We start from the raw sequence: 2,266 nt of genomic DNA, 5'->3' as shown, positions 1-2,266 counted from the left end.
GAGCCGGCCAACGGCCGGCACTACCGGGTCATGGGGTGTCGATTGTTGGGCGGCACCATCGGATCATTGGACGCACTTCGCCCGGCGATCAATGCGCCTTCAGGCAACTACTCATGAAGGTCTTGCGCGCATCGCCGGCCAGCTTTTGGGTGGCGGCGTCGGCGTTGCAGTGCTTCATGCGCTCCTGCGGCGTGGTCGCCGCCGGTGCCGGGCCGCTCAGGCAGGCCTTTTGCGCGGACTTGTAGTCCTCGCCGGTCTTGCCCTTGTTCTTGGCTGAGCAGTCGGCCATGCGCTGTTGCTGTGGCGTGGCGGCGCTGGCCAGTACGGGGCTGGCGATCAACAGCAGGCAGGCCAGCAGGGACACGGTTTTCATGACAACGCTCCACGCACGGGTTGATGGTGCGCGCAGCTTCTGCCCCGGCATGAGCAGAGGGCGTGAAATTACCGGCGGGGTTGGATTGGCGCGTCAGCGCGCCCCCAGGTCGCCGGCGGCCGCATGCGGCCACCGGGACAGTCGCGGTGATCAGCCGACGACGCGGGTACCGAAGATGCGGTCGCCGGCATCGCCCAGGCCCGGCAGGATGTAACCCTTTTCGTTGAGGCGGGCATCGATGGCGGCCGTGTAGATCTCCACATCCGGATGCACGGCCTGGACGGCGGCGATGCCTTCGGGGGCGGCAACCAGGAAGATGCCCTTGATGCGGCGCGCGCCGGCGCGCTTGAGCATGTCGATGGTGGCGATCAGAGTGCCGCCCGTGGCCAGCATCGGGTCCAGGATCAGCGCGTCGCGCTCTTCCAGGCGGCCGGTCAGGCGCTCGAAGTAGGGCACCGGCTGCAGGGTTTCTTCATCACGCTGCAGGCCCACCACGCTGACCCGGGCGGCCGGAATCAGCGACAACACGCCGCTGAGCATGCCCAGCCCGGCACGCAGGATCGGCACCACGGTGATTTTGGCGCCGGCGATGCGCTGCACCGTCACCGGACCGGCCCAGCCGGCGAGGGTGTGCGGTTCGGTATCCAGGTCGGCGGTGGCCTCGTAGGCCAGCAGGCCGCCGAGTTCATTGGCCAGCTCGCGGAAGTCCTTGGTGCTCAGGGACGCATCGCGCATCAGGCCGATCTTGTGCTGCACCAGCGGATGGCGCACTTCGACGATTTTCATGGGAGGAGCAACGAAGAGGGGAGACGGGTAGTTTGCCGCAAGGCCCTCCGAAGCCAAAGCCCGAAGCCGAAGCCAAAGCCAAAGCCAAAGCCAAAGCCAAAGCCAAAGCCAAAGCCGAAGCCACGATCTCCGGTAGTGCCGAGCCATGCTCGGCAGGCCAGACAGTGACGAAGCCGACGCCGACGCTCGGCAGGCAGTGCAGCGCCAAGAGCAGCCGAGCATGGCTCGGCTCTACGCTGCCTCCCGAGTCCCCGATTCCCCGATTCCCCGAGTCCCCGAATTCCCCGAATTCCCCGAATTCCCGAATTCCCGAATTCCCGATTCCCGATTCCCGATTTCCCAATTCCCAATTCCCGATTTCCGATTTCCCAATTCCCGATTTCCCAATTCCCCAATTCCCCAATTCCCCAATTCCCCGTCCCCAATTCCCAATTCCCAATTCCCAATTCCCAATTCCCAATTCCCCGTTCCCCTGTCCCGGTGTCATGCCCATGCAACGTCGCGGACATACCGTGCTGACCCAGTCTTTACACCGTTGGGGATAGTCGTGCAGAAGAAGCGTGCGTTGGGCCAGGCGATCAGCCTGTCGTTGCTGGTGATGGCCAGTCCGTCGGTGTTTGCCGTCGAGGCCGTCGAAGCCAGCGCCGCCGGCGCCGGGGCGGTCGACCTGGACCGGGTCGAGGTGCGCCCGCAGCTGGAATCGCAGACCCGCGCGGTCGACCTCAAGCGCAGCAGCGATGCCATCGAAGACGCCGTATCGTCCGATGCCATGGGCGTCTACCCGGACAAGAACGTGGCCGAATCGCTGCAGCGCCTGCCCGGCGTCAGCGTCACCCGCGACCAGGGCGAAGGCCGTTTCGTGGTCATCCGCGGGCTGGATGCCAACCTCAACAGCGTCAGCGTCGATGGCATCGCCATCGGCACCCCGGAGGATTCCAGCCGCGCCGCGCCGCTGGACGTGATTCCCTCCGATTCGACCGAACGCCTGCGCGTGGTCAAATCACCCACCCCGGACATGCCCGGCGATGCCATCGGCGGTGCGATCCTGGTTGAGTCGGCGTCGGCCTTCGACCGCGAAGGCCGCAACCTGCGCGGCAAGATCGAAGC

At 65.7% G+C, this 2,266-nt stretch carries 3 protein-coding genes; 1 reads left to right on the top strand and 2 read right to left on the bottom strand.

The features are described from left to right. Nucleotides 1–88: 88 nt before the first annotated feature. Together ACXJKH_RS18960 and upp are read right to left on the bottom strand one after the other, a co-directional pair. Entirely contained in the window at nucleotides 89–373 is a 285-nt protein-coding gene (locus ACXJKH_RS18960; RefSeq protein WP_256774053.1) for a PsiF family protein, read from the bottom strand. 150 nt (nucleotides 374–523) lie between these two features. Continuing rightward, a complete protein-coding gene (gene upp / locus ACXJKH_RS18955) occupies nucleotides 524–1,159 on the bottom strand; it encodes a uracil phosphoribosyltransferase (protein ID WP_256774052.1) in 636 nt (211 codons plus the stop codon). 547 nt (nucleotides 1,160–1,706) lie between these two features. On the opposite strand from upp, the gene ACXJKH_RS18950 reads away from it, so the two are divergent. After that, nucleotides 1,707–2,266, top strand: a 560-nt coding sequence (locus tag ACXJKH_RS18950) for a TonB-dependent receptor plug domain-containing protein (protein WP_457321697.1), incomplete at its 3' end; no start/stop codon positions are given.

It is taken from the genome of Stenotrophomonas sp. P5_B8 (assembly GCF_054049855.1).
The sequence above is the reverse complement of the archived record's forward strand: the minus strand, read 5'-3'. Positions and strand labels throughout refer to the sequence as shown.